Annotated in this window: 7 protein-coding genes; 6 read left to right on the forward strand and 1 reads right to left on the reverse strand. The window is 67.1% G+C overall.

The features are described from left to right. Positions 1 to 187, reverse strand: a 187-nt coding sequence (locus IV088_RS21670; RefSeq protein WP_291106081.1) for a signal recognition particle receptor subunit alpha, incomplete at its 3' end; no start/stop codon positions are given. 158 nt (positions 188 to 345) lie between these two features. Here IV088_RS21670 and IV088_RS21675 point away from each other — a divergent pair. The 6 genes from IV088_RS21675 to IV088_RS21700 all read left to right on the forward strand — a co-directional run. Then, entirely contained in the window at positions 346 to 1,146 is an 801-nt protein-coding gene (locus IV088_RS21675; protein ID WP_291106083.1) for an inner membrane protein YpjD, read from the forward strand. A 7-nt stretch (positions 1,147 to 1,153) separates the two neighbouring features. Beyond that, the gene (locus IV088_RS21680; RefSeq protein WP_291106084.1) at positions 1,154 to 1,387 is read left to right on the forward strand and encodes a PP0621 family protein; all 234 of its coding nucleotides are present in this window, start codon (positions 1,154 to 1,156) and stop codon (positions 1,385 to 1,387) included. Between the two features lie 27 nt (positions 1,388 to 1,414). Then, positions 1,415 to 3,214, forward strand: coding sequence for an ATP-binding protein (locus tag IV088_RS21685; RefSeq protein WP_291106085.1), 1,800 nt, complete (start codon positions 1,415 to 1,417; stop codon positions 3,212 to 3,214). Between the two features lie 10 nt (positions 3,215 to 3,224). Next, positions 3,225 to 4,706 carry a sigma-54 dependent transcriptional regulator gene (locus IV088_RS21690; RefSeq protein ID WP_291106087.1) on the forward strand — a complete coding sequence of 494 codons (1,482 nt, stop codon included), beginning with the start codon at positions 3,225 to 3,227 and terminating at the stop codon, positions 4,704 to 4,706. 4 nt (positions 4,707 to 4,710) lie between these two features. Further along, positions 4,711 to 5,310 (forward strand): 1,6-anhydro-N-acetylmuramyl-L-alanine amidase AmpD, encoded by a 600-nt coding sequence (gene ampD / locus IV088_RS21695; RefSeq protein WP_291106089.1) that lies wholly within the window; start codon positions 4,711 to 4,713, stop codon positions 5,308 to 5,310. Between the two features lie 471 nt (positions 5,311 to 5,781). Beyond that, the coding region (locus IV088_RS21700) for a ribonucleoside-diphosphate reductase subunit alpha (protein ID WP_291106092.1) at positions 5,782 to 8,131 on the forward strand (2,350 nt) is incomplete at its 3' end.

Genomic DNA, 8,131 nt, shown 5'->3' on the forward strand with positions numbered 1-8,131 from the left:
CCTGGCCCAGCGCCTTCTCTTTCACCCGCGCGATGAAGTCGCGCACCACCGGCAGCGCCACGTCCGCCTCCAGCAGGGCCATGCGCACCTCGCGCAGCATGTCGGTGACGTTGCTCTCGGTGATGCGGGCCTGGCCGCGCATTTCCTTGACGATGCGTGACAGACGGTCGGAAAGGGCTGATGCCATGGGGTGCGCTCGGGTCGGGTGGGTGGTGGCGGCAGCGGACTGGCCGGGGTCCTGGTCGCGTGGCGGAACGCCAGCGGTTCGCACGGCCAAGACGCTTTAAACTCTGCTGACGATTTTAGCCGCGCCCTGCGCCCGACACCGGTTTCCACACCGACGCCATGAACCTGATGCCCGCCCTCACGACCAACCCGCCCGCAGCGCTGCTGTCGGCGGTGGCGGCACTGTCGTACGCCTTCCTGGCCTGGGCCCATCCGCGCATGACACCCGCCCAGACGCGTGGCGTGCTGGCCTCGGCCTGGCTGCTGCACCTGATCGTGCTGGCCATGGCGCTGCTGGACACGCCAGCGCGTTTCGGGTTTGCCCCGGCGCTCTCGGTCACCGCCTGGCTGGTGCTCACCGTCTACCTCATTGAGAGCCGGATGTACCCGCAGCTCAAGGCCCGCTGGACGCTGGCGGTGCTGGGCACCCTCGCGGTCCTGCTGGCCCTGCTCTTCCCCGGCTCCGAATACCACGCCCTGCGCTACAGCTGGATGCCCTTGCACTGGGCCCTGGGCATTGCCTCTTATGGTCTGATTGCGGCGGCCGTGGTGCACGCCTGGCTGATGCAACGCGCCGAAAAAGCGATGCGGCAGGGCACGACCGCGGAAACCTCGATGCCCCTGCTCACCCTGGAGCGGCTCACCTTCCGTTTCGTGGCGGCGGGCTTTGTGCTGCTGAGCGCCACGCTGCTGGTCGGCGGCTGGTTCTCCGAACTCATCAACGAGCGCTGGGTCTGGAACCACAAGACCCTGTTCTCCGTGCTGGCCTGGCTCATCATGGGCGTGCTGCTCTGGGGCCGCTGGCGCCTGGGCTGGCGCGGGCGGGTCGCGGTGCGCACCCTGTACCTGGGCGCGGGTTTCCTGCTGCTGGGCTACGCCGGCTCCCGCTTCGTGCTCGAAGTCGTTCTGCAACGCGCCTGACCCCCCGATGAAATTCCTTCTCGTCCTGGCGGTGGTGCTGGTGGCTTTCTGGGTCTGGCGCAACAACCGGCTGAACGAGCGCCCCGGTGCGCCACCGCCCCGCGGGCCGGGCAAGCCGGTGGCCATGGTGGCGTGCGACCACTGCGGCACCCACCTGCCCGAGGCCGAAGTGGTCAAGGGCCAGCAGGGTGTGTACTGCTGCCAGGAACATCGCCGGCAAAACGAAGGGCCATCGCCATGATCCCGGGTTTGCGATCCGGGCGCTGACATGGCGCACGAAGGCACCTCCCAGTTCGCACCGTCCTGGTTTTCCACCCTGGAGGCCGGGGCCAGCAGCCACGGACAGGTCCACCGGGTCCGGGCGTATGTGCGGCTCTGGCGGGCCTTCATGCGGGCGCGGGTGTTCATCGCGCTGGTGTTGCTGGCCCTGCAGGTGTTTGTGCTGCTCACCCAGAGCGGCGGCCCCAGGTGGCTGGTGCTGGTCAATGCACTGCACCTGAGCGCGGCGCTCGCGGTGCTGTTCTGGACCCGCCCGATCGAGCCCGGCAAACCGTTCGGGATGCAGTGGCTGATGTCGATCGGCGTGGATCTGGTGGCCTTCGCTGTGCTGCAGTATTTTCAGCAGAGCGGCATCAACTACACGCCCCTGTTTGCCCTGCCGGTGCTGCTGGCGTCCATCCTGGGGTCGATGACGCTGGCCCTGGCCACCGCGGCCGGGGTCACGCTCTACCTGCTGGGCGACGCGGCACTGAACGCGCCCCTGCTGAGTGCCGTGTCCACCGCGAGCCTGCTGCAGGCCGGTCTGACGGGCACCGGTTTTTTCCTGATCGCGTTCCTGGCCAACCAGCTGGCGCAGCGCCTGGCGCGGGAAGAGGTGCTGGCACAGAGCAGCCAGGCGGCCGCACGCACCCAGGCACAGGTCAATGAGCTGATCATCGAGAGCCTGAGCGAAGGCGTGCTGGTGGTGGACCGCCACGGCGTGGTGCGCAACGCCAACCCGGCGGCCCAGAACATGCTGATGGGCGACAGCTACCCGCACGCCGCCAAACTGCTGCTGTCCGCGCGCCCGGGCTGGAACGGCATTGCTTACCTGGTGGACAGGACCTTCATGGTCGGCCAGGGACTCGAATCGGAGGTGCGGATCGACCCCGACGAGTTCACCACCCACCGTTTCTTCGCCCGCACCCGCCTGACCAGCTCGCCCAGCGGGCGCCCATCGGAGCTGTGCGTGCTGTTCCTGGAAGACCTGCGCGAAGTGGAAGCGCGGGTGCGCACCGAGAAGCTGGCGTCCATGGGCCGCATGTCGGCGGCGGTGGCCCACGAAATCCGCAACCCGCTCTCGGCCATCACCCAGGCCAACGCCCTGCTGGACGAAGAGGTCTCGGAGCCGGGGCAGAAGCGCCTCACCCGCATGATCGAACAGAACGCGCAACGGCTCTCGCGCATCGTGGACGACATCCTCAACGTCGCCAGGGTCCAGCCCAGCCAGGACGACGGTGTCCCCGCCTTGCCGGTGGACCAGACCCTGCGCCAGATCGCCCACGAGTGGCTCAAGCAGAACAAGGCCCAGGGCGTGCTGGGCGTTCACCCCCATGCGCCGGGCGCCCATATCGGCTTCGACCCCGAGCACCTGCGACGCCTGCTGATCAACCTGCTCGACAACGCCTTGCGCCACGCCAGCGGCCAGCCGTCGTCCATCCGGGTGATCTCGCAGCCCCACGGCAACGACCGGGTGCGCCTGTCGGTCTGGAGCGACGGTGCGCCGCTGGAGGCCAGCGTGCTGCGGCACCTGTTTGAACCGTTCTTTTCGTCCGAGAGCCGCTCCAGCGGTCTGGGCCTGTACATCTGCCGGGAGCTCAGCGAGCGCTATGGCGCCCAGATCGCCTACCAGCGCAGCCGTCTCGACCAGCGGGAGGGCAACGAGTTCTATGTGCTCGCGCCCGTCATCGATGGGTCGAGCAAAACACCGGCCCAGCAAAGCCTGAGCTACCCGCCTGGCGACTCGGTGGCGGCCTACACGCGCCCCGGCCTGTCCCAGGCCGACCCCCCTTCACTCTCCACGCTCTGACGCGTCCGCCATGTCCGCCTCCCCCAACGCGTGTGTGCTGGTCGTCGATGACGAACCGGACCTGCGAACCCTCTACGAACTCACCCTGCTGCGCGAAGGCCACGAGGTGGTCTCCGCGCCCGACCTGGCCCAGGCTCGCGAGTGGCTCGGCCAGCGCCGTTTTGATGTGCTGATCACCGACATGCGCCTGCCCGATGGCCTGGGCCTGGAGTTGCTGCGCGAGCTGGCCGCCCAGCAACGGAATGAGAAGTCCATCGTGATCACCGCGTACGGCTCGGCAGAGAACGCGGTTGAGGCACTCAAGACGGGCGCCTTCGACTACCTCACCAAACCGGTGGACCTCAAACAACTGCGCGCAGCCGTCAATGCGGCGATCCAGGGCCAGCGCCACCCGCTGGCCACCACGCTCACGCGTGCCCCGTTGAACGACGCGGCCGGCCGCAGCGCGCCGCCGCCACCCGGCGGCGTGAAGGCCCTCGAACGCATCGTGGGCACGTCCCCCAGCATGGTTCAGATCCGCGGCCGCATCGAGAAGGTGGCCACCAGCATGGCCCCGGTGCTGATCCTCGGCGAATCGGGCACCGGCAAGGAGCTGGTGGCCCGCGCGGTGCACGAGTGCAGCCACCGCGCGGGCGGACCATTCGTCGCGGTCAACTGCGGCGCCATTCCCGACAACCTGATCGAAGCCGAGTTTTTCGGCGCGCGCAAAGGCGCCTACACCGGCGCCACGCAAGACCGCGACGGGTATTTCCAGGCGGCCAAGGGCGGCACCCTGTTCCTCGACGAGATCGGGGACCTGCCGCTGGGCATGCAGGCCAAGCTGCTGCGCGTGATCCAGGAGCGGCGCGTGCGCCCGCTGGGCGGTGTGCAGGAAGAAGGTGTGGACGTGCGCCTCGTGAGCGCCACCCACCGCGACCTGGCGGCGCTGGTCAAGAGCGGCGAGTTCCGACAGGACCTGTTCTACCGCCTCAACGTGATCGGGCTGCGCACGCCAGCCCTGCGCGAGCGCCGGGAGGACCTGCCCGAACTGGTGCAGGCACTGCTGCAACGGATTTGCAGCGAGTCGGGCTACGCCACCCCCGCGCTGTCCGACGACGCCCTGGCCTGGCTGCGCTCGTGCGAGCTGGCCGGCAACGTCCGCGAACTGGAAAACCTGCTGCAACGCGCCATGGCGCTCAGCTCCGGGACCACGCTTCAGGCCCACGACTTCACCGACCACGGCGAGGGGGATGGTGACCGCCGGGAGGCTCCGGCACCGCTCGCGCCGGTCGCCCACCAGGACTCGGCAGACCCCGTGGGCCCCGGCATCCCTGCCGACCTGCAGATCTTCCTCGACGAACAGGAACGGCAGGTGCTGCTCAAGGCCCTCAAGGAATGCGATTTCAACCGCACGGCCGCTGCAACGCGACTGGGCCTCAACCTGCGCCAGATGCGCTACCGCATCCAGCGGCTGGGCATCACCATGCCGTCGGACGATGACGACCACGCCTGACCTCATGGAGCATGAGCCGGTCTGGGATGGGGGTTGGCTCGCGGCGGCGCGCCGGGTGCCCTCGCCCAACTTCGGGGCTCGCCCGGCAACGGCCGTGGTCGACCTCATCGTGCTGCATTCGATCAGCCTGCCTCCCGGTGAATACGGTGGCCCCGAAGTGGAGCAGCTGTTCACCAATCAGCTGGACTGGTCGGCGCACCCTTACTTCGAGCAGATCCGCGGCATCGAGGTCTCAACGCACTTTTTCGTGCGCCGCGATGGCACGCTGTTGCAGTTCGTCAGCACCGACGACCGCGCCTGGCACGCCGGTGTGTCGTGCTGGCGCGGGCGCTCGCAATGCAACGACGACTCCATTGGCATCGAACTGGAAGGGCTGGAAGGCCTGACGTTCGAGCCCGCCCAGTACGCCACGCTGGCCCGGCTGTGCCAGCGCCTGCGCGAACGCCACGCCATTGCCCACATCGCCGGCCACGAACACATTGCGCCGGGCCGCAAACAGGATCCCGGGCCGGGCTTTGACTGGGCCCGGCTCCAGCGGGACCTGCGCTGGGCTCACGGGTGTTTTCCCGAATGCGTGATCGGAACCGATCAGCGTCCTGCCTGAACCCACCCTGAAGTCAGCCAGCGCAGCCGTCTGGCCACACCAGACACGGTGCGGTGTTCAACGACAAATCCGGCGACAACACGCGCCGTTGTTGGATTCAGGCATCCGGAAGCAGCACCACCGCCGTTCCGCACAGCGCCACCCGCAGCCCCCTTTCACCCGGATCGAGCCGCCGTTTTACCTGACGAAATGGCACCATTTCGAAGCAGCGACTTTTTCTTCAAACACTACGGGTAGTGGCTTGAAGAGGCTTCGCACACCAGATATAGTGTGCGCTGCGCCAAACCAGTCCTCCTGTCCAACCGGCCCTGACGGCACTTTGCCCAGCGCACCGCCCCGACAGCACCGACCGATCCGGCCCAACCCAGCCACCCGCCTTTGCGCACAAAGGCCAGCGAAACAAAACAAACGAAAGCAAGAGGACCCATGCAAATCGCACCATCCACCCCGTCCCACACCCCGTCCCAAGCGATGCACGGCGGCAACCCTGCCGCGCTGACGGAAAGCCCGACCTCGGTCTTGGCCCACTACCAGATCATTCGCCGCAACGGCGCCGTGGTGTCCTTCGAGCCCAGCAAGATCGCCGTGGCCTTGATGAAGGCCTTTCTCGCGGTGCACGGCACCCAAGGGGCGGCGTCGGCCAGCGTGCGCGAAACGGTGGATGCGCTGACCCAGACCGTGGTGCGCGCCCTGATGCGCTCGCGTCCCGGCGGCGGCACCTTCCACATCGAAGACGTGCAGGACCATGTGGAGCTGGGCCTGATGCGCGGCGGCCACCACGAAGTGGCCCGCGCCTACGTGCTGTACCGCGAGCGCCGCACCCAGGAACGTGCCCACCAGGCCGAAGCCGCCAAACCGGCCGAAGCCCTGCTGCACGTGATGGACGGCGGCCAGCGCGTGCCGCTGGACCTGAACCGTCTGCAGCACCTGATCGAAGACGCCTGCAAGGGTCTGGGCAAAGACGTGAAGGCCGACCCCATCGTCGCCGAGACCAAGCGCAACCTGTACGACGGCGTGCCGATCGAAGAGGTCTACAAGGCCTCCATCCTGGCCGCGCGCACGCTGATCGAAAAAGACCCCGACTACACCTACGCCACCGCGCGCCTGCTGCTGCACACCATCGTCAAGGAAGTGATGGGCGAAGAAGTGCCGACCGCCGAGATGGGCGCGCGCTACGCCGAGAACTTCCCGCTGTTCATCAAGAAGGGCGTGGACAACGAGCTGCTCGACGAGAAGCTGCTGCAGTTCGACCTGGCCCGCCTGGGCGCTGCGCTCAAGCCCGAGCGCGACCTGCAATTCGACTACCTCGGCCTGCAGACCCTGTACGACCGCTACTTCCTGCACGTGCGCAAGACCCGCATCGAGCTGCCCCAGTCCTTCTTCATGCGCGTGGCCATGGGCCTGTCGCTGGGCGAGATCGACCGCGAAGCCCGCGCCATCGAGTTCTACGAAGTGCTGTCCTCGTTCGACTTCATGTCGTCCACGCCCACGCTGTTCAACGCCGGCACACTGCGTTCGCAGCTCTCCAGCTGCTACCTGACCACCGTGCCCGACGACCTGGACGGCATCTACGAGTCGATCAAGGAAAACGCGCTGCTGTCCAAGTTCGCCGGCGGCCTGGGCAACGACTGGACCCGCGTGCGCGCCCTGGGCGCCCACATCAAGGGCACCAATGGCGAGTCGCAAGGTGTGGTGCCGTTCCTCAAGGTCGTGAACGACACCGCCGTCGCGGTGAACCAGGGCGGCAAGCGCAAGGGCGCGGTCTGCACCTACCTGGAAACCTGGCACCTGGACATCGAAGAATTCCTGGAGCTGCGCAAGAACACCGGTGACGACCGCCGCCGCACCCACGACATGAACACGGCGAACTGGATTCCCGACCTGTTCATGAAGCGCGTGATGGAAAAGGGCGACTGGACCCTGTTCTCGCCCAACAACGTGCCCGACCTGCACGACCTGTTCGGTGCCGACTTCGAGACGGCCTACGTGGCCTACGAAGCCAAGGCCGAGCGCGGCGAGATCAAGCCCAGCCGCAAGGTGCCCGCGTCCGACCTGTGGCGCAAGATGCTCACGATGCTGTTCGAGACCGGCCATCCCTGGATCACCTTCAAGGACGCCTGCAACGTCCGCTCGCCGCAGCAACACGCCGGCGTGGTGCACAGCTCCAACCTCTGCACCGAGATCACGCTCAACACCAGCGACACCGAAACCGCGGTCTGCAACCTCGGCTCGATCAACCTGCTCAAGCACCTGAAAGACGGCGGCGTCGACCATCAGAAGCTGCAGAAGACGATCAAGACGGCGATGCGCATGCTCGACAACGTGATCGACATCAACTACTACGCCGTCAAGAAAGCGCGTGACTCCAACATGCGCCACCGCCCGGTGGGCCTGGGCCTGATGGGCTTCCAGGACGCGCTGTACGAACTGCGCATCCCCTACGCGTCCAACGAAGCGGTCGAGTTCGCCGACCGCTCGATGGAAGCGATCTGCTACCACGCCTATTGGGCCTCGACCGAGCTGGCTCGCGAACGTGGCCGCTACGCCAGCTACAAAGGCTCTCTGTGGGACCAGGGCATCCTGCCGCCCGACACGCTGGACCTGCTCTCTCGCGAGCGCGGCGGTTATGTGGACGTGGACCGCAGCAGCAGCCTGGACTGGGACGCTCTGCGCCAGAAGATCGCCACCGACGGCATGCGCAACTCCAACTGCGTGGCCATCGCACCCACCGCGACCATCTCCAACATCATTGGCGTGGACGCTTCGATCGAGCCCTGCTTCGGCAACCTCTCGGTCAAGTCCAACCTGTCGGGCGAGTTCA

Source organism: Hydrogenophaga sp. (genome assembly GCF_018780075.1).
GTDB lineage: Bacteria > Pseudomonadota > Gammaproteobacteria > Burkholderiales > Burkholderiaceae_C > Hydrogenophaga.

Excerpts from the sequence above, each read along its gene's own strand:
- IV088_RS21675 (WP_291106083.1), top strand. The coding sequence starts at position 346 with ATGAACCTGATGCCCGCCCTCACGACCAACCCGCCCGCAGCGCTGCTG.
- IV088_RS21680 (WP_291106084.1), top strand. The coding sequence starts at position 1,154 with ATGAAATTCCTTCTCGTCCTGGCGGTGGTGCTGGTGGCTTTCTGGGTC.
- IV088_RS21685 (WP_291106085.1), top strand. The coding sequence starts at position 1,415 with ATGGCGCACGAAGGCACCTCCCAGTTCGCACCGTCCTGGTTTTCCACC.
- IV088_RS21690 (WP_291106087.1), top strand. The coding sequence starts at position 3,225 with ATGTCCGCCTCCCCCAACGCGTGTGTGCTGGTCGTCGATGACGAACCG.
- ampD (WP_291106089.1), top strand. The coding sequence starts at position 4,711 with ATGGAGCATGAGCCGGTCTGGGATGGGGGTTGGCTCGCGGCGGCGCGC.